Source organism: Campylobacter gastrosuis (assembly GCF_030249845.1).
GTDB lineage: Bacteria > Campylobacterota > Campylobacteria > Campylobacterales > Campylobacteraceae > Campylobacter_A > Campylobacter_A gastrosuis.
Window position 1 is genome coordinate 16,136 of record NZ_JANURM010000005.1, and the last position, 17,951, is coordinate 34,086.

At 37.8% G+C, this 17,951-nt stretch carries 21 protein-coding genes; 5 read left to right on the forward strand and 16 right to left on the reverse strand.

Annotated elements, in window-relative coordinates:
- Window positions 1–22: 22 nt before the first annotated feature.
- A complete protein-coding gene (locus NYG85_RS05745; protein ID WP_349252799.1) occupies window positions 23–163 on the reverse strand; it encodes a hypothetical protein in 141 nt (46 codons plus the stop codon).
- 2 nt (window positions 164–165) lie between these two features.
- Window positions 166–303 carry a hypothetical protein gene (locus NYG85_RS05750; RefSeq protein ID WP_284937537.1) on the reverse strand — a complete coding sequence of 46 codons (138 nt, stop codon included), beginning with the start codon at window positions 301–303 and terminating at the stop codon, window positions 166–168.
- Between the two features lie 325 nt (window positions 304–628).
- Between NYG85_RS05750 and NYG85_RS05755 the strand changes: the two genes are divergently transcribed.
- Window positions 629–775, forward strand: a complete 147-nt coding sequence (locus NYG85_RS05755) for a hypothetical protein (protein WP_284937538.1) — start codon at window positions 629–631, stop codon at window positions 773–775.
- A gap of 504 nt (window positions 776–1,279) precedes the next feature.
- Here the strand turns inward: NYG85_RS05755 and NYG85_RS05760 are convergent.
- The 6 genes from NYG85_RS05760 to NYG85_RS05785 all read right to left on the reverse strand — a co-directional run bounded on the left by NYG85_RS05760 (window position 1,280) and on the right by NYG85_RS05785 (window position 4,616).
- Complete coding sequence (locus tag NYG85_RS05760) at window positions 1,280–2,302, reverse strand: beta-ketoacyl-ACP synthase III (protein WP_284937539.1); 1,023 nt, start codon at window positions 2,300–2,302, stop codon at window positions 1,280–1,282.
- Window positions 2,295–3,290 carry a phosphate acyltransferase PlsX gene (gene plsX, locus NYG85_RS05765; RefSeq protein ID WP_284937540.1) on the reverse strand — a complete coding sequence of 332 codons (996 nt, stop codon included), beginning with the start codon at window positions 3,288–3,290 and terminating at the stop codon, window positions 2,295–2,297. Before plsX ends, NYG85_RS05760 begins: the two co-directional genes overlap by 8 nt.
- Before the next feature lie 3 nt (window positions 3,291–3,293).
- Window positions 3,294–3,440, reverse strand: coding sequence for a 50S ribosomal protein L32 (gene rpmF / locus NYG85_RS05770; RefSeq protein WP_212140143.1), 147 nt, complete (start codon window positions 3,438–3,440; stop codon window positions 3,294–3,296).
- A gap of 11 nt (window positions 3,441–3,451) precedes the next feature.
- On the reverse strand, window positions 3,452–3,808 hold the full coding sequence (locus NYG85_RS05775; RefSeq protein WP_284937541.1) for a DUF177 domain-containing protein: 357 nt from the start codon (window positions 3,806–3,808) through the stop codon (window positions 3,452–3,454).
- A 9-nt stretch (window positions 3,809–3,817) separates the two neighbouring features.
- Window positions 3,818–4,231: a nucleoside-diphosphate kinase gene (ndk, locus tag NYG85_RS05780; protein WP_284937542.1), complete on the reverse strand. Its 414-nt coding sequence runs from the start codon at window positions 4,229–4,231 to the stop codon at window positions 3,818–3,820.
- Between the two features lie 100 nt (window positions 4,232–4,331).
- Window positions 4,332–4,616, reverse strand: coding sequence for a 4Fe-4S binding protein (locus tag NYG85_RS05785; RefSeq protein WP_284937543.1), 285 nt, complete (start codon window positions 4,614–4,616; stop codon window positions 4,332–4,334).
- Between the two features lie 162 nt (window positions 4,617–4,778).
- On the opposite strand from NYG85_RS05785, the gene uvrA reads away from it, so the two are divergent.
- Both uvrA and NYG85_RS05795 read left to right on the forward strand, forming a co-directional pair.
- Complete coding sequence (uvrA, locus tag NYG85_RS05790) at window positions 4,779–7,595, forward strand: excinuclease ABC subunit UvrA (RefSeq protein ID WP_284937544.1); 2,817 nt, start codon at window positions 4,779–4,781, stop codon at window positions 7,593–7,595.
- Window positions 7,592–8,359 carry a glycosyltransferase family 25 protein gene (locus NYG85_RS05795; protein ID WP_284937545.1) on the forward strand — a complete coding sequence of 256 codons (768 nt, stop codon included), beginning with the start codon at window positions 7,592–7,594 and terminating at the stop codon, window positions 8,357–8,359. The genes uvrA and NYG85_RS05795 overlap by 4 nt, the downstream gene beginning before the upstream one ends.
- On the opposite strand, the gene NYG85_RS05800 is transcribed toward NYG85_RS05795, so the two are convergent.
- Genes NYG85_RS05800 through lepA form a run of 4 tightly spaced genes read right to left on the reverse strand, consistent with a single transcriptional unit; the run spans window position 8,356 to window position 11,641 of the window.
- Window positions 8,356–8,925 carry a phosphoribosyltransferase family protein gene (locus tag NYG85_RS05800; RefSeq protein WP_284937546.1) on the reverse strand — a complete coding sequence of 190 codons (570 nt, stop codon included), beginning with the start codon at window positions 8,923–8,925 and terminating at the stop codon, window positions 8,356–8,358. The genes NYG85_RS05795 and NYG85_RS05800 overlap by 4 nt on opposite strands.
- A 10-nt stretch (window positions 8,926–8,935) precedes the next feature.
- The gene (locus tag NYG85_RS05805; protein ID WP_284937547.1) at window positions 8,936–9,631 is read right to left on the reverse strand and encodes a hypothetical protein; all 696 of its coding nucleotides are present in this window, start codon (window positions 9,629–9,631) and stop codon (window positions 8,936–8,938) included.
- A complete protein-coding gene (locus NYG85_RS05810) occupies window positions 9,628–9,840 on the reverse strand; it encodes a tautomerase family protein (RefSeq protein WP_284937548.1) in 213 nt (70 codons plus the stop codon). Before NYG85_RS05810 ends, NYG85_RS05805 begins: the two co-directional genes overlap by 4 nt.
- A 10-nt stretch (window positions 9,841–9,850) precedes the next feature.
- A complete protein-coding gene (gene lepA / locus NYG85_RS05815) occupies window positions 9,851–11,641 on the reverse strand; it encodes a translation elongation factor 4 (protein ID WP_284937549.1) in 1,791 nt (596 codons plus the stop codon).
- Window positions 11,642–11,769: 128 nt separating this feature from the next.
- On the opposite strand from lepA, the gene NYG85_RS05820 reads away from it, so the two are divergent.
- Both NYG85_RS05820 and NYG85_RS05825 read left to right on the forward strand, forming a co-directional pair.
- A complete protein-coding gene (locus tag NYG85_RS05820) occupies window positions 11,770–13,767 on the forward strand; it encodes an HsdM family class I SAM-dependent methyltransferase (protein WP_284937550.1) in 1,998 nt (665 codons plus the stop codon).
- A 19-nt stretch (window positions 13,768–13,786) separates the two neighbouring features.
- Window positions 13,787–14,932, forward strand: a complete 1,146-nt coding sequence (locus NYG85_RS05825) for a restriction endonuclease subunit S (RefSeq protein ID WP_284937551.1) — start codon at window positions 13,787–13,789, stop codon at window positions 14,930–14,932.
- Between the two features lie 19 nt (window positions 14,933–14,951).
- Here NYG85_RS05825 and NYG85_RS05830 read toward each other — a convergent pair whose 3' ends face one another.
- Genes NYG85_RS05830 through NYG85_RS05845 form a run of 4 tightly spaced genes read right to left on the reverse strand, consistent with a single transcriptional unit; the run spans window position 14,952 to window position 17,936 of the window.
- Window positions 14,952–15,779: a tetratricopeptide repeat protein gene (locus NYG85_RS05830; protein WP_284937552.1), complete on the reverse strand. Its 828-nt coding sequence runs from the start codon at window positions 15,777–15,779 to the stop codon at window positions 14,952–14,954.
- 3 nt (window positions 15,780–15,782) lie between these two features.
- Window positions 15,783–16,295, reverse strand: coding sequence for an OmpA family protein (locus NYG85_RS05835; RefSeq protein ID WP_284937553.1), 513 nt, complete (start codon window positions 16,293–16,295; stop codon window positions 15,783–15,785).
- Between the two features lie 58 nt (window positions 16,296–16,353).
- A complete protein-coding gene (gene tolB, locus NYG85_RS05840) occupies window positions 16,354–17,613 on the reverse strand; it encodes a Tol-Pal system protein TolB (RefSeq protein WP_284937554.1) in 1,260 nt (419 codons plus the stop codon).
- Window positions 17,613–17,936 carry a TonB C-terminal domain-containing protein gene (locus tag NYG85_RS05845; protein WP_284937555.1) on the reverse strand — a complete coding sequence of 108 codons (324 nt, stop codon included), beginning with the start codon at window positions 17,934–17,936 and terminating at the stop codon, window positions 17,613–17,615. Before NYG85_RS05845 ends, tolB begins: the two co-directional genes overlap by 1 nt.
- Window positions 17,937–17,951: the final 15 nt, after the last annotated feature.

Genomic DNA, 17,951 nt, shown 5'->3' on the forward strand with positions numbered 1-17,951 from the left:
CCAAAGTTTGGCTCATTTTAGCTTAAAAATTATAGTGCAAATTTAGCATAAACGAACGCTCATCGCCAGCTCTTGCTGATGAACGCCAATATCTCTTATTTAATACATTATTAACAGCTAATGTGATTTGAGTATTTTTATTAAAATTATATCCACCACTCATATCTAGCCTAGCAAAACCGGGCAGATGATTTTCGCTAGTGCCGTTTGAGCCGTAATTGTAGCGTTTTGAATACGCCGTAACGCCACTTTTATTAGATTTACCTTACTCGTGCCATTTAGCGGTTTGCACTCTCTTGCCAAACTTGCCTTGTGTTTTTGCAAGTAAATATCGCTTCTTAAATTTTCATAAACCTACCAAAAATATTTAGCCAAACGCCACTGCTTATTTTATGCTCTACTATTTTTAAATTTAAAAAGCTAAAAACACGCCGTTGCTTGGGGCTTTGTGCCTGTTATAAGCAGTCAGCGTGGGACAACTTGATGTGTCAAAAGCTGTTTAAGATTAGTCTATTTTTGCGTAAATTTGCCTTAATTGGTTGCTATTTGCAATATTGCCACCAAAAAATCAGTTTTACATTTAACTCTATCCTAAAAAATCAAGTGCATTTCTTATAAAATCGTCCTTATGCAAAAAATTTACGCTATGGCTAATCATAAAAAATTTTACACTCTTATCATCTTGCCACGATTTAGCACATTTAAAAATCGGTGCAATTTGATTGATAAAGGCGTAATTAATCCAAGTCAAGTAAAAGATGATAAACTAGCGTGAAATTCGCCTTTTTACTTACTAAATTTACCACGCCACCGCCCTGACTTCTACCATAAAGTATATTTTAAAAATTAAATCCGCTCGGTCTTTGCCGTATTTTCATATTCTTAGGCTGTCTCTGTAAATTATCTACACTAAAACCACGTAAACTTATCATATCTAGCATTTTTATTTAAGAGTGCTTCAAAGTTAGTGCGTGCCGTAATTTTTATTCTTTACAACATCAATAAAATACTTTGTGGTGCTCTTTGCTTGCAAGTCCATTTCTAGCTATATCGCTACTTTCATAGGCGACGTAGCCTTTTAGATTATTTTGTCATAAAATACCCTCAACCTTAGCAACCAAAACACTACTAACTAAATAAGATTTTTTAAGATAAAGCAAAAATTTTGCAAGGCTTTAAAGATAGATAAAATCGCAAATTCAGTGTGATTTCAAATCTAGATTTGTAAGAATTTAGATTTAATAGCAAAAAAGTTAAACAATTATAATATTGTGAAGTTTTAGCTTTTTATGGCATTTGAAATTTTATCAAAATCCACTCCGCCAAAGCGTAGCAGGGCAGAGCCCCACGTAAAACCGCCACCAAAGGCGTCAAGAAGTAAGAGTGAGCCATTTTTGATTCTGCCGTTTTCATAGGCATCATTTAGAGCCATTGGGATTGAAGCTGAGCTTGTGTTGCCGTATTTTTGCACGGTTAGGACGCACTTTTCATCTGGTAGTTTTAGCCTTTGCTTAACAGCGTCAATTATGCGAAAATTTGCCTGATGAGGGATAAAAAAGTCTATCTCATCGCTAGAAATTTTATTTTTTTCTAAAATTTCAACGACATCTTTTGTAAGTGTGCTAACGGCGATTTTAAAGACCTCGTTGCCATTCATTTTGATAAAATTTTGCCGATTTTTTAGCATATTTTCATCAGCCACACAGGCACTGCCCTGACCCGGCGTAATTAGCAAATCGCCAAATCTGCCATCGCTTGCGGTATGCACATCAATTATCTCATTCTCATCACTAAGGCTAACCACCCCAGCCCCAGCACCATCGCCAAAAAGTATGCAGGTGCTTCTGTCGGTGTAATCAACGATTGAGCTTAGCTTTTCAGCACCGACAATTAGGACATTTTTTTTTGCACCGCTTGTAACAAGCGAGTTTGCAAGCTCTAAAAGATATATAAACCCAGTGCAAGCTGCGCTAATATCAAACGCCGTAATCCCAGTGTTTAGCCCTAAATTTGCAGCGATTTTACAAGCGGTTGAAGGCATACAAAAGTGATCAGGCGTTATCGTGGCACAAATTAGGGCGTCAATCTCATCGCTCCTAAGCCCCGAACGCTCTATGGCAAGTCGCGCTGCCTTTGTGGCTATGTCGCTCGTGGCTTCATCTTGTGCGATTCGTCGCTCTTTTATGCCAGTTCGTTTTACTATCCACTCGTCGCTAGTTTCTACTAAATTTTCTAAATCAGCGTTTGTTAAAATTCTCTCTGGCAGATACGAAGCAATTGAAATTAACGATGCTTTACGCATTTTCTTTAAACTCGGCAAGTCGTTTTTGAATGGCTAGATTTATGTTTGAATCTGCAAAATTTATCGCCTGAAAAATAGCGTTTTTTACGGCTTTTGCATTGCTTTTGCCGTGGCTGATGATGACACAGCCATTTACGCCAAGTAGCGGTGCTCCGCCGTATTCATCGTAGCTAACTTGCTTTTTTAAAATTTTAAATACACTTTTCATCAAGACCGAGCCAGCCATAGCAAGTGGCGATTTTTTCACGTGTTTTTTGATGATTTTACCGATAGCATCAGCCACGCCCTCGCTAGTTTTTAGCAAGATATTGCCTATAAAACCATCACAAACCACGACATCAACGCTCCCGTCAAAGACCTGATTGCCCTCGGCGTTACCCACAAAACTATTAAGTTTGCTAAGCATTAAAAACGCCTCTTTGCTAACTTCGTTGCCCTTACACTCCTCTTCGCCGTTTGATAAAAGCGAAACTTTTGGGTGATTTCTGTTTAAAATTTCTTTTGCATAAGCCTCGCCCATAACGGCAAACTGAAACAAATGCTCAGCCTTACAATCCACATTTGCACCAACATCAAGCACGAGCGTGGTGCCATCTTGCGTGGTTGGCATAAGCGTGGCAATGGCTGGTCTTAAAACGCCCTTTATCCTGCCGACACGAAGCGTGGCTAGGCTCATCGTAGCACCGCTATGACCAGCTGAAACGACCGCATCAACCTCTTTTTCTTTTAAAAGCTCAATCGCCTTAAAAATCGTGCTGTCTTTGCGTTTTAGTGCGTCAGTCGCTCCGTCTGCCATTGAGATGACTTCGCTAGCTTCAACAAAGCTGATATTTTGTGAGAAATTTTGTGGTATGTATTGTTTGATGACATTGCTATCGCCTACAAGGACTGCGTGAAACTGATACTCTTTAAGTGCATCAATCACACCAGTCACAATCGGCTCAGCACCGAAATCTCCGCCCATAGCGTCAATAGCAATGCGTATCATTTTTTAATATTCACCTGTTGTTTTGTTAATGCGGTGAGGCATTTTCCAAGAGCCGTCTTTGTCTTTTACTGGCACTGGGAGTGTTACTTTGTAGTGTGTTCTACGTTTTGCTGCACGTGTGTGGCTCACTCTTCGCTTAGGTACTGCCATTTTTATCTCCTTTATAAATTTTTACATTTTTCGCAATAAAAATAATCGCTTTTAAAAGCCTCAATTTCGCTTATAAAAAGCTCATCTAAATCTATCTCGTCGTTTAAAAATTCCACGACATCATCAAGCTCATTTTCGCCTTGTGTGTAAATGCCGTCGCTTATTAAAAGGCTTAAATTTTCATCTAATTTAAGCACGATATCATCGCCACATCTATCGCAATTATGAGCTAAATCGCCAAAAATTCTAGCACTGCAAGATAGAAGTTTATCACTCTTTTTTCTTAAATTTACAAAAAATTTCAAACTACCATTTTCTAACTCAAACGAAACAGGCTGATTAGAAATTTTTTGAAATTGTATTTTCAAAATTTTACCTTAGCAAATTTCTCTTGATGAAAAGAAAAATGCTATCTCATTTTTTGCATTTTCTAGGCTGTCGCTACCGTGAACTGCATTTGCGTCAATACTATCAGCGAAGTCCGCTCTTATTGTGCCCGGCGTTGCTTCTTTTGGGTTTGTAGCACCCATTAGTTCGCGGTTTTTAGCTACGGCATTTTCGCCTTCTAAAACCATAACCACAACAGGTCCGCTTGTCATAAAATCAACTAAATCGTTAAAAAATGGTCTTTGGCTGTGAATGGCATAAAATGCCTTTGCATCGCACTTAGAGAGCTTGATTTTTTTCGCAGCTGCCACTCTTAAACCATTTGATTCAAATCTGTCAATGATTTTGCCAATAACGCCCTTTTTTACGGCATCTGGCTTGATTATAGAAAGTGTTTGTTGCATTAAATGTCCTTAAAATTGCAATTATTTAAATTTCAAAAGTCGCAAATTATATCAGAAAAACCTTAAAAAACAAAATAGGCTCAAAAAGAGCCTATTTAAATTACGCTATAACTGGCGTAGTGCCTGTGCGTAAATCAGCACCGATCTCAGGGCGTGACGGCTGACCCTCAAATGGAGCGTCCCACACGATACAGCCATCTGTTGGACAGGCTGAGGCACAGGCTGGTTCATCATTGTGTCCTACACACTCAACGCATTTGTCTGCATAAACATAATATGCGTCTGCACCTGTTGGGTTATCACTATCATCAACGATAGCTGAAACTGGGCACTCATCTATGCAAGAGCCACAGCTAATGCAAATATCTGTAATTTTTACTGACATTTTTTCTCCTTATTTCAAAATAGACTGCTAGAATATCAAAAAAGAGTTAAATTTGATATAAAATTTTCATTTAATTTCTCTTAAAAAGTTATTTTAAAAATTAACTTTAATTAATAAAAATGTGCTAAAATCACGAATTTATTTAAAAAAACAGGCAAAATAATGAACGATACAATTAAAATTTTTGGTGCAAAAGAGCATAATTTAAAAAACATAAATTTAGAAATTCCAAAAAACAAACTGGTGGTTTTTACAGGGCTTAGTGGCTCTGGTAAAAGTACTTTGGCGTTTGATACGCTTTATGCAGAGGGGCAAAGGCGCTACATTGAAAGCCTAAGTAGCTATGCTAGGCAGTTTTTAGATAGGGTTGGTAAGCCAGATGTTGATAAGATTGAAGGCCTTACACCAGCCATTGCCATTGATCAAAAGACGACTTCAAAAAATCCACGCTCAACGGTTGGCACGATAACTGAAATTTATGATTATTTGCGACTTTTATACGCAAGAATCGGCACTCAGCACTGCCACCAATGCGGTAAGCCTATCTCAAAAATGAGCTCACAAGACATTATAAATGAAATTTCAAAGTTGCCCAGTGACGCAAAAGTCGTGATTTATGCGCCTTTAATTCGCGAAAAAAAAGGCACATTTGCTGATTTGATTGAAAATTTAAGGGCAAAGGGCTTTGTTAGGGCGTTAATTGACGGCGTTATGGTGCGTTTAGATGAGGAGATAGAGCTTGCAAAGACCAAAAAGCACACTATAAAGGTTGTCATTGACCGCATTGTAATTAGCGATGAAAACAGCGTTAGATTGGCACAGGACGTTGAAAAGGCGTTAAATGAGAGTTACGGCGAGGTTGAAGTTGAAATTTCAAATGCTGACGAGCTTGGGCTTACGCAAAAATTTATCCATTACAGCGAGCATTTAGCCTGTTTTGATTGCAAAATTTCATTTACTCCGCTTGAACCGCTTAGTTTTAGCTTTAATAGCCCAAAGGGTGCGTGCGAGCATTGCGATGGTTTAGGGATTCGTTACAGCCTTGATATGAGTAAAATTTTAGATGAAGATAAGAGCATTGAAGCGGGTGCCATTAAAACTATGCACGGCTATAATATGAGCTATTACAACAAATTTTTACTAGCATTTTGTGAGCAAAACGGCATAAATACAAAGACGGCGTTTTATGGTTTAAGCGATGATGAAAGACGCCTTGTGCTTTATGGTAACGCAAAGCCAGTTGAGTTTTTATGGAAAAGACACCGATTAACTCGCACTTTTGAGGGCGCGGTTAAAATTTCTTACGAGCTTTTAAATAGCGAAAAATATTTAGATGAGTATATGAGTGAGAAAATTTGCTCAAATTGCAACGGGCACCGCTTAAAACCGCAAAGTTTGGCTGTTAAGGTCGCAGGGCTTGGGCTTGGTGAAATTTTAGATATGAGTATTGAGGACTGCGTGGCGTTTTTTTCAAATGAGAAAAATTTTAGCTATCTAAATTCGCAAGAGATGATGATAGCAACGCCGATTTTAAAGGAGATAAATGAAAGGCTCTATTTTCTTTATGATGTTGGGCTTGGCTATTTGTCACTTGGGCGCGATGCAAGGACGATTAGCGGTGGCGAGGCTCAGAGAATTCGCATCGCAAGTCAGATAGGTAGCGGTCTAAGTGGCGTAATGTATGTGCTTGATGAGCCAAGTATTGGACTTCACGAAAGGGACACGCTAAAACTTATTAAAACCTTGCGAAATTTACAGCTTAAAGGCAACTCCGTAATAGTCGTAGAGCACGATAAAAAAACTATCAAAGAAGCCGATTTTATCGTTGATATCGGCGAGGGAGCTGGTAGGTTTGGAGGCTCAGTTATCTTTTCTGGCAGTTATGATGAACTGCTTAAAACTCACACACAAACAGCAAAATACCTAAACGGCGAAGCTGATATAAACTACCAAAAAAACCGAAAACAAGAGAGCTGGATAGAAATTTCAAATGTAAATATCAATAATATTAAAAATTTATCTGCGAAATTCCCACTTAAAAACCTAGTCGGCATAACTGGCGTTTCAGGCTCTGGCAAAAGCTCACTCATACTTCAAACACTTTTACCAGTCGCACAAGAGCAGTTAAATCACGCTAGAAAGGTAAAAAAGGTCGCAGGAGCAAGTATTGCTGGACTTCATAATTTAGATAAAGTAATTTATCTTGATCAAAGCCCGATAGGTCGCACACCACGCTCAAATCCAGCCACTTATACTGGCGTAATGGACGAGATTCGCACACTTTTTGCACAGACAAAAGAGGCAAAGCTTCGTGGGTATAAAATCGGCAGATTTAGCTTTAACGTCAAGGGTGGGCGTTGCGAGAAGTGCGGTGGCGAGGGCGAGATAAAGATAGAGATGCACTTTTTGCCAGATGTAATGGTCGTTTGTGACGCTTGTAAAGGCACACGCTACAACGCTCAAACGCTTGAAATAACGTATAAAGGCAAGTCAATCGCCGATGTGCTAGATATGAGCATTGATGATGCGTTAGAGTTTTTTAAAGCGGTGCCAAAAATTTACGCTAAGCTAAAAACCCTTGCTGACGTGGGACTTGGCTATATCACGCTTGGGCAAAATGCCACGACTTTAAGCGGCGGCGAGGCACAGCGTGTAAAACTGGCAAAAGAGCTAAGCAGAAGCGATACTGGCAAGACCCTTTATATCCTTGATGAGCCGACAACCGGACTTCACTTTGCAGATGTAAATCGCCTTTGTTTGGTTTTACAGCATTTGGTTGATTTGGGTAACTCTGTTTTTGTGATTGAGCATAATATGGATATTATTAAAAATTGTGATTATATCGTAGATATGGGGCCAGAAGGCGGTGCAAAGGGTGGCAAAGTGATCGCCGTTGGCAATGTAAAAGAACTTGCTAAAAATCACAAAAAAACCGGCAGTTACACCGGTAAATTTTTAGAAGAGGAGATAAAAAAGTGAGAATTTTTGTCATAAATTTAGAAAAAGACACTCAAAAAAGAGATGATTTTGTTAAAAATTTTAGCCGTTTTAGCCTTGACTATGAGTTTATAAATGGCGTCTATGGGGGGGGGGTTAGCGAAAGTGAGCTTTTTAAGCTCGTGTATGATTATAAAAACTGCTTTTTAACAAAGGGCGAAATAGGCTGTGCGTTAAGCCATTTAAAAATCTATCAAAAGATGATAGATGAAAATATCCCCTACGCTCTAATCCTTGAAGATGACGCTGGTTTTAGCGATGAATTTTGTGAAATTTTAGCCAAAATTGATGAGTTTTTATCAAAACAAGATGACTTTGAGCTAGTTTGCTTAATGCAACTTAATAATGCTTGTTTTAAAAATCTAACAATCAAAATTGATGAAAATTTAAGCCTTTATAAATTCTCATCAGGCGTTACTGCATACGGCTATATCATCACAAAAACGGCTGCGGCTAAGATTTTAAAGCTAAACACACCAATAATCCTAGAAGCCGATTCGTGGCTACAATTTTATGAGCTAAGTGGTTTAAGAATTTACACCTTAAACAAAGATGTGATTTTTACGACCGATAGGGACGGGACAAACTCATCAATTGGCACACAAGAAAGGCTAAATCTTGCCAAGCAAAAAACAATCGCAAGAAAACAATTAGTGAAAAAAATCGGTGGCGTTTCATATCGTTTTAGGCGGATTTTACAGCGTTTAAAAAATAAAATTTTTACAAGGATTTTTGCAAAACGCTAAAACCTAGCGTCCGCTAGGACAATGGCACATAGCACCGACACGCCGTTTTGTTCTAGAATTTTACGTGCTTGAAGCAGGGTCTGACCTGTCGTTACGATATCATCAACCAAAATCACTGGGTGCTTTATGGGCTTTAAAATCTTAAAATTTCGTGGATTTTTTAGCCTAAACGCCAAATCCTTACCACTATAACTAACGCTATTTTGAGCGTGTAAAGCGTGAAAAATTGGCTTAATAAACGACGATTTTAGGGCGTTTGCTAGGATTGCCGTGTGCGAGTAGCCACTGGTGTTTTTATCATCAATTGGCAGAGCGTTTAGCAAAATTTCAGAGTTAAAATTAATCGCAAATTTTTTAAAACTAACCTTTGAAAGTGCCTTAAAAACGAACGCTCCGTGCATTTTATGCTTTGAATACAAAAGCTCTTTAATCTCTGAAAAATCATAAAAACTAAAAATTTTTAGCCCATCTTCAATCCTAGTTTTTGGCGTCGTGTCAGATAAAATTTCAAGACAGAGCGAACAAAAAACAAAGGGTGTAAAACTGCCACATTTAAAACAACGCATTTAAAAAGCATTAAAATTTTGTTATGATTTCTGCGACCTTATTTGCGGCTTGTTTTGCCAAAAGCGAGATGAAAAAGTCAAAATCTTGCTGTTTATTTGCAAAAAGTTTTGTTACTTCTTGGCTTGTGTTTATCTGCAAGGTTTTATTTTTGTTTATATTTGAAATTTTTAGTTCGCCACTTAATTTACCGCTTAAAATTTCACTACTTCTATCATAATCGCCCCTAATATTTTTGATAAAAAAGTCAAGTTTATACGTGTATGGCGATGTTTGCGTATCCACTACGACAATGCCACGAGATTTTAGCTCTTGTTCTAAAAACATATAAAATAGCACCTCAGGGCGTGAAGTGGAGTTAAAAACAACCTGCTGTCCGTTCTTTTTGGTGTAGTAAATCGCTTTTGGGCTGTCCCTAAAATCAACAATTCTATGCAAATAGACCTTTTTAAACGCCACATCCGTGTCTATTAAATTTTTATTTAAACAGCATTTAACTGCGACATCGCTTTTATAAAACGCACCATTTATAAAAACCCCCCTGCCCTTGCCGTTACACTCACTGCAATCAAGCGGAATTCTCATCACTTCGGTAAAAAGCATAGTGCTTTTTTCGTCAATTTGTGGTTTTTGAATGATCACCATTTCACTTTTACTTGAACAACCGATAAAAATAAAAACAAAAATAGCAATGATAAAATTTCTCATCTTACTCCCTTTTGTATTTTTTGGCTGATTGTCTCACCACCAATGGCGTAATTTTCAGGCTCTATCTCATCAATCACAACAACGGCATTTTTGCCACTTCTGCCTAAAATTTGCTCAAAAAGCTCGGTTACACCAAGTGCTAAACGCTCTTTTTGCTCCTTTGTTGGAGTGCCGTTTTCTTTTGTGATTTTTATGTTTATGTATGGCATAAATTCTCCATTAATCTATTTTAAGCACCGATAAAAACGCCTCTTGCGGTAAATGCACCTTGCCGATAGCCTTCATACGCTTTTTGCCCTCTTTTTGCTTTTCAAGAAGCTTTCTTTTGCGCGTGATATCGCCGCCGTAGCACTTTGCGGTTACGTTTTTACCCATTGATTTTACGTTTTCACGAGCGATGACTTTATTGCCGATACTTGCTTGGATAGCCACTTCAAAAAGTTGCCTTGGCACGATCTCTTTCATCGCCTTTACAAAATCACGCCCCTTGCTTTGCGATTTGCTCTCTGGCACGATGATCGAGAGCGCATCTACTATCTCTCCGGCGACCTTTATATCAAGCTTGACAAGGTTGCCAACCCTATAATCGCTAGGCTCATAATCAAAACTCGCATAGCCCTTGGTGGCTGATTTTAGCTTATCGTAAAAGTCCATAACGATCTCATTCATCGGTATGTCATATTCAAGCAAAACACGTTCTGGCGTTATGTAATCCATCTTCGTTTGCACCGCTCGGCGGTTGTTTAAAAGCGTGATGATGTTACCTAGAAATTCTGTGGGTGTGATGATTGTTGATTTTACATAAGGCTCTTTGATATTCTCTATTTTATTTACCGGCGGTAGTTCGCTTGGGTTTTGTATGCGTAAAATTTTGCCATCAGTTTGCACGACTTCGTATGTAACGGTCGGCGCTGTGGCTATCAAATCAAGATTAAACTCACGCTCTAATCGCTCTTTAACAACCTCCATATGAAGCAACCCCAAAAATCCCACGCGAAAGCCAAAGCCAAGCGCGATTGAGGTTTCAGGCTCGTAGCTTATTGAGCTATCGTTTAGTTTTAGTTTATCAAGCGCGTCCCTTAAATCCTCAAATTTATCCGTATCAATCGGATAAATTCCAGCAAACACAAACGGCTTTGCGCGCTCAAATCCACCAACTGGCTCTTTTGTAGGGTTTTTAGCTATTGTAATAGTATCGCCAACCTGCACATCGCTTACGTTTTTTAGCCCCAAAACGACCACGCCGACCTCACCGGTGTTTATGGATTTTGTCTTAATGGGCGCTATCGGATTTGGATACATTAGATCTAAAACCACGTGCTTTTTATTTGTCCCCATAACCAAAATTTCATCGTTTTTAGCAATCTTGCCGTCATAAACTCGCACGAGCGTAAGCGCGCCAAGGTAGTTATCAAACCAGCTGTCATAAATCAATGCCTTTGTGGGCTTAGCCTCGTCGCCATTTGGCGGTGGCACACGGCTAACTATGGCTTCAAGCAGTTCATTTATACCAATCCCGCTTTTTGCGCTAACTTCAATCGCACCCGAGCAGTCAAGCCCGATTATATGCTCTATCTCGTCCTTTACGCGCTGTGGGTCGGCTGCTGGCAGGTCAATTTTATTTATCACTGGGATTATTTCAAGGTTATTTTCAAGCGCGATATAGACGTTTGCGATAGTTTGTGCCTCAACGCCCTGGCTTGCATCAACGACTAGCAAAGCCCCCTCGCAACTAGCTAAGCTTCTGCTTACTTCGTAGCTAAAATCAACGTGTCCGGGTGTGTCAATGAGATTTAGCACGAACTCGCCGTCTTTGTTTTTGTAATTTAGCCTAACGCTTTGCGCTTTTATCGTGATACCACGCTCTTTTTCAATGTCCATCGTGTCCATTATCTGACTACTCATCTTGCGATCACTAACTGCCCCGCACTCGCTAATCAAGCGGTCAGCCAAGGTGCTTTTGCCGTGGTCAATGTGAGCGATAATGCTAAAATTTCGTATGTTTTTCATAAAATTCCTAGTTAAATTTTAAAGGCTTATAATGCCTAAAATTCATTTAAAAACTGATAAATGGATTTTAAATTTTTAAGTAAATTTTAGCTAAAATCCAAAACCAAAATTAAACATAAAGGCGAAAAATGCAAAAATGGACGCTAGAAGATGATGTAAATGACTATGTAAAGCAAATTTTTAATAAACTAGGTCTTAAAAAACAAATTGATTATAACGTTGAATCAAGTATGTCAGAGTATTTAAAAGATAGCCTAAAAGGCTCGGCAAAAACAGCGAGTAAATCAAATTTTGGCAAACCTGATTTTAGCATTGAAAAATACCAAATTCCAGTTATCATAGAAAACAAACTTCACACGAAAAAACTTATCAATCAAAATAAAGACAACATAAAATTTGATGACACTTCTATCTCAAATTTCGCCGTAAATGGCTCGTTATATTACGCTAGAAATATGATAGCTAGTGCTAAATATAGCGAAGTTATAGCCATTGGCATAGCAGGCGATGATATAAAAACAACGGAAATAAGCGTCTATTTTGTATATGGCACTGGTGAAAACGCCTTTAAATTTATGTCAAAATATGATAATTTAAATTTCTTAGAAAACAACTCCACTTTTAGCGAGTTTTTAAACGACGCCAAACTTACCGACGATGACAAACACCAAATTTTAATTACTTCACAAGAAAAGCTACAAATTTACGCCAAAAAGCTAAATAAGCTTATGCACAATCACAACATAACCGCTCCACAAAGGGTTCTTTATGTCTCTGGTATGTTACTTGCTATGCAAGATATAAAGGATAAAAACGAGATTGTAGGCTACGGACTTACAAGCGATGATTTAAAAGGCTTAATGCTTGAAAACGAGAGAGACGGCGTAAAAATAGTCGGTCGCATAAAAGAATTTTTAAAAAATCGTTCTATCCCACAAGATAAATTAAATCTAATGGTCGCTAGTTTTTCTGAAATTTCAAAAGACCCACAAAGAGATAAACCTACTAAAAATAATACGGAAGTCGCGAAATTTTTACAAAAAGATGCCTCTATAAACAAGCAAATTTTTACATTTATTTTTGAAAATATCTATAAACAAATAGATGGTTTTGGCGGACACATTGACATTATGGGCGAAATGTATAGTGAATTTTTAAAATATGCCTTAGGCGACGGCAAAGAGCTAGGCATCGTGCTTACTCCACCTTATGTAACAAAAATGATGGCGCAAATTTTAGATATTGACAAAGACAGCAAAGTTATGGATTTAGCCACTGGTTCGGCTGGATTTTTAATTAGTGCAATGGAGCTTATGTGCGAAAATGCAAACCAAATTTACGCTAAAAATTCCACACAAGCTAACCAAGCCATTGAGATTATTAAAAAGAAAAACCTACTAGGCGTTGAGCTAAATGCAGAAATGTATACCTTGGCTGCTACAAATATGATTTTAAGAGGAGACGGCTCGGCAAATATCCAAAAAGCCAATACTTTTGAAACACCACCAGAGCTTTACGAAAGCTTTAACGCAAATCGCATTTTATTAAATCCGCCCTTTTCATTTGAAGAAAATGGTATGCCTTTTATAAAATTCGGACTTTCTAAAATGCAAAATCACGGACTTGGCGCTATTATTATTCAAGATAGTGCTGGAAGCGGAAAAGCCACAAAATCAAACAAAGAAATACTAAAACGCCACACCCTAATCGCAAGTATAAAAATGCCAACCGACCTATTTTTGCCTATGGCAGGAGTGCAAACTAGCATTTATATTTTCAAAGCTGGTGTCGCACACGACTTTGAAAAGCCTGTTAAATTTATTGATTTTAGAAATGATGGCTACAAACGCACCCAGCGCTCTTTACAAGAAATAGACAACCCAACACAAAGATACGCCGATATTGTTAAAATTTATAAAGCTGGCAAAAGTGCAAAAGTAAGTGATGAACTTTGGAATTTAGATGAAATTTACATTGAGGATTTTATAACAGATAGCGGAAATGACTGGAATTTTGACCAACACAAAAAGATAGACGCTATGCCAACTCTGAGCGATTTTAAAAAGAGCGTGAGCGATTATCTAGCGTGGGAAGTATTGCAAATTTTGCAAAAGGACGGACTTTAAATTTAAACTAAACGAAAATTTGCGAAATGTTGAGAGCGAATTTATAAAAAACGGCGGAGAGTTTAGGGAGGTAAATTTAAGTGAGATTTTTACTATTGAACGCGGAACAAGATTTATAAAATCTAAACGGCAAAAAGGCGAATTTGCACTTGCGACCGCTGGTGAATTAAATCAAGGCGTGGCTGAATTTATCGCCTATAATGATGAATTAAAACTTTATGAAAATCATTTAACGATTGATATGTTTTGTAATTGTTTTTATCGTCCGTATAAATTTATGTGCGATGATAATATTTTGGTTTTATTTCCGCTAAATGAAAATTTAAACGGCAAAATGTTGCTTTATATAGCGTCTATTATAAATTTGTCAAAATCACAATTTGGTTATGGAAAACAATATCGTCAAAAATCATTTTTAGAACATAAAATAAATTTACCTTTCCAAAACGGCGAAATTGATTTTGATTTTATGGAGAATTTTATAAGTGAGCTTGAAAAAGAGCGTGTGTGCGAATTAGAAACAGAACATATACGTGAGCTAGAAGCATATCTAAAAGCCGCTGACTTAAAAGACTATGAACTAACCCAAAACGAAAAGGACGCCTTGGCGAAATTTGATGATTTTAGCAAATGGGGAGGGGTAGCGAGTGAATTTAAAATCGGCGATTTGTTTTATGTAAAATCAAACCCACAATTAAATAAAGATAGTTTTAAATTTTCAGATAATGCAGAGTATCCGTATTTTACGCGCACAGTTTTAAATAACGGCATAGCTGGATATGTGGATTATTTAGATGATGAGCATAAAATCACTGGCAACTCTTTGGCTGTTGGTATGCTTGGTATGCAATTTTTTTATATGCAAAAGGACTTTTATGCTGGGCAATTTACAAAAACAATCTACCCAAAATTTGAAAATTTTAACTCCGTAATCGCTCAATACTTCATAACTTGGCTAAATAAAAATCAAGAAATTTATCAAAGCGGTTTGGTTAGAGATTTTGAAAATTTATTTAACAACACAAAAATATCTCTTTTAACCAAAAACAACGCCCCAGATTATGAATTTATGAGCGACTTTATAAGAGCCGTGCAAAAGCTAGTCATAAAAGATGTCGTGCTTTGGAGCGAAAAAAAGATAGAAGCGACAAAAAGTGTAATTTAGTAGCCTAGCTACTAAATTTCTACTTTCGCTCAGGGGTTGCTTGTGCCTCTTTTGTATCTGGATAGCCGACTTTTAAAGCCCTGTAAAATCTATTTGCACTATTTGTGTCGCCGACCTTATCAAAGCTAATGCCAGTGTGATATAAAAGCTTTGGCAGATACGAAGCCTTGTCATCAAGCTCAATGCTCTTTTGATAGTGTTTTATCGCTGTTGCGTAGGATTTTTCTTTATAGGCTATCTCGCCAAGATAGAAATTTGAAGTCGCTGGTCTGTTATTTTTGCTGATTAAATGCTCAAAATACGCCTTTGCTTCATCGTTTTTATTTGAGTTAAAAAGCTTTACTGCCTCATCAAAAATTTCTTTGTTGCTCTTTTTTGAAAGCTCAGTTTTTGGCGAAGCACTCTCTGTTTTTGTGATGGTTTGTGATGATTTTTTATCTATTAAACTGCCTAGTTTATTTAGCGTGTCGGTTATGTTTTTGTAATTTTTCTCCTGCAAAGCCCTTGTGTCATCAACATAAGCTTTAAGCGAAGCGATAGACTCGCCAGAGCTGTTTGTGTCGCCATTTATTCTGATTTCAAGCTCATTTACTCGCTGTTCTAGCCTACTCATTCTAGCACTCACGCCTTCAAGCAGACTTTGCATACCTTGAATTTGCTCCTCAATTGAGCCAAGACTAGACTCCAAACTAGCGACATTTTGTCTATTTTTTAAGACTTCTTTTTCGCTATCGGTAAGTCCATAAGGATTTTGTGAGTTTAAATTACCCGCATCAAACGCCGAAACCTCCGCTAAAAGCGGGAGTATAGCCGATAAAATGGCTACACTTAGGATTTTTTTCTTCATAGATTATGGAAGAACTTTAAATTCAACACGTCTATTGTCAGCGTCGCAAGCTTTTGTTTTGCTTGTGCAAACTGGGTTGCTCTCGCCATAGCTTACAACTGCGATTCTATCAGCCGAAACGCCATTTTTTACAAGTGCGTCTTTTACGCTTTTAGCACGTTTAAGACCAAGTGCGTAGTTATACTCATCTGTGCCCCACTCATCGCAGTTACCTTCAACTTTTACAGATAAAGATGAAGCCTCGCTTTGGTTAAACAAAGACGCATTTTGGCTTACAACGCCTTGTTGGTCGGCTTTAATGTTAAATTTATCAAAGTCAAAATATACATTTTTAACTTGACCTTGAATGCTTGAAATTAAAGCGTTAAGTCTATCAGCGTCGCTCATACCAGTGCTTTGAGAGCCCATATCAGAATTTGAAGCGTTTGCACTCATATCAACTTCTGGGTTTTTGCTTGAACAACCGCTGAAAATTAAAGCTGCTATTGCAGCACCTGCTAAAACTACTTTTTTCATTTTTCTTCCTTTCTACTTGAAAAAATTTGCGTGATTATAGCACAAAATTTAAAAAATGTTACCAATCTATTGACTGAATTTTACCTATTTTTAGCGGAAATTGAAAACTTTTATTCTCGCTTAGTCTAATTACGCCTAGTGAGCTTTGATTGCCTAGCTGTTTTATAAACACGATACTTTCGCCATCGCTTGAAAATCTAGGGTAGTTGTTTTTGCCACTTGCTGTGAGCTGGCGGATAAAATCTGTCTTTGTTGAGATTAAATATATGTTAAACGTGTTGCTTGGGTCGGCTGAATTTTCACGACTTGAATACGCAACATAATTGCCAAAAGTCGTAACTGAGTTGTTGTTTTTGCCGTGAAAGACCATTTGTTCTACGCTTTTTGTAGCGATATCGGTTGCAAAAACGTTTGGATAGCCAAGTCTATCTGAAACAAAAACCACTCTCGTGTCGTTATCTACAAAATTCCCATTTACATCAATGCCGACATAGTTTGTTAGCTGGGTTAAATTTTTGGTGTTTAAATCGTAAATGTAAATATCTGGCTGGTCTTTTGGCGCCATAGTTAGCAGGATTTTGCGTCCGTCTTTGCTGACATCTGAGGCGATTAGCATACCTTGGCTGTCTATGATTTTAGCCTTAGTTGCGTTTAGTAAATCATATCTAAATAGCGTTGGTTTGTTATTTACGTAGGCTGTGTAGTAAAAAATTCTCTGGTCTTCACCGCTCCATTTTGGGAAGATGTTTAGTCCGCCTTTGATGATTGTTTTTTGATAGGTCAAAGTGTAGTCAGCGACTGAAATTTCGCTCTCTTTTGCCGATGTGTATTTTGAAAAAAGTATAAATTTCTCCATCCAGCCAACTGGTGGCAAACCAAGCTCATTTGTCAGCTCAACAACTGCCTTGTGTGCTAAAAATGGGTATTTTTCGCCGACCATATTGTAAATTTTGCTGTATTTTACCGAGCCGTTTCTTGCGTCAATTAGCTTTACTTTTAGGTTTAAATTTGAGCTTTGAGTACCTTCAAGCATATATCTAAAAATCAGCTCAACGCCGCCACTGCCGATATTTGTCGTAGCGTCGCCGTCAAAACTAGCCACGCTGTGTCCATCAACAATCTCAAAATCAGAGCTGACCTTTAAGTCGCCAAGCATAATTTTAAAAAATTTCTCTTTAAAAAGCTGGTCTGAGATTGAATTGGTAGCGTCTTGAAGGACTATTTTAGGCAGAGCAACGCCTTGATTTACCACAGAAATGGTCGCATCAGCACCAAAAGCCCCCAAAATAAGGGCAAAAATAAGAAGTAACTTTTTCATTATATCTCCGTTGTTTTGTTTTCTAGTTTTAGTTTTAAAATCGTCTCACGCTTGTTTGCTTTTTTTGGGAATTTCTCGCCCTTTAAAACATCAAGGCACGATTTTAGCTCGGCATTAAAGCTGTCGTTTTCTGACATTTGTGCGATTTGGTAGCTAAAATTCCCGCTAGTATCAATGTGAATTTTTACCACTGCTTCGCCATTTTGTGCGATTTTACAGCCTTTGTAGTGGCTATTTACACGCCCTGCTATCTCATTTACTATGCTTTCAGATGAAGCGGCAAATGCGTAAGCACAAGTGAAAAATAGTAGAAATTTTTTCATATTTTCTCCTGAAAA